This window comes from Streptomyces atriruber, from assembly GCF_001418325.1.
Lineage (GTDB): Bacteria > Actinomycetota > Actinomycetes > Streptomycetales > Streptomycetaceae > Streptomyces > Streptomyces atriruber.
This window is the reverse complement of the sequence record NZ_LIPN01000660.1, coordinates 1-788: the sequence shown is the minus strand read 5'-3', so window position 1 is coordinate 788 and position 788 is coordinate 1. Positions and strand designations below refer to the sequence as shown.

Below are 788 nucleotides of genomic sequence, written 5' to 3'. Positions count from 1 at the left end.
TCAGCCGGTCTCGCCCCGGAGGCATCCGGGCCCGCCTCCTCCTGGACAGGCCTGTTGCCGTCGACGCGGGTGCGTGTGCAGGGTCGGCTCGCGCCGCCGTTGTCCGAGGGGAGCGAGGCGGCCGCCGTGCTTCGGGTGGCCGGGGAGCGGGCGCCTCGGGTGGTGGGGGAGCCGTCCCGGACGCAGCGGCTGGCCGGGGAGCTGCGGGGCGGATTGCGGGAGGCCACGGAGGGGCTGTCGGCCGATGCCCGCGTGCTGCTCCCCGGGCTCGTCGTCGGAGACACCTCGCGGGTGCCTGCCGAGTTGGACCAGGCGTTCAGGGCGACCGACCTCACGCATCTGCTCGCCGTCAGCGGTGCCAACCTCACGATCGTCCTCGTCCTGCTCCTCGGGCCGCCGGGCACCGCTCAACGGGCCGAGCGGCGTGGGCTTGCGCCGAAGTTGGGCATTCCGCTGCGGACGACCGCGGCGCTCGGTGGGGCGCTCACTCTTGGGTTCGTCATCGTGTGCCGACCGGACCCGAGCGTGTTGCGGGCCGCGGCCTGTGGGCTCATCGCGCTGCTCGCCATCGTCACGGGGCGGCGCAGGTCCCTGATTCCGGCGCTGGCCACGGCGGTGCTGGTGCTGGTCCTGTACGACCCGTGGCTGGCCCGGAGCCCTGGCTTCCTGCTCTCCGTCCTGGCCACGGGCGCCCTGCTCACCCTCGCGCCGCGTTGGAGTGCGGCGCTGCGGGGGCGAGGGGTGCCGGCGAGGCTTGCCGAAGTGGTGGCCGCCGCGGCCGCGGCCCA

1 protein-coding gene is annotated in these 788 nt (G+C 75.4%); it reads left to right on the top strand.

Going from position 1 to position 788, the window contains the following annotated elements; translation table 11 throughout:
* A partial coding sequence (locus tag AOK03_RS39800; protein ID WP_425264458.1) for a ComEC/Rec2 family competence protein occupies positions 1-788 on the top strand: 788 nt, incomplete at both ends.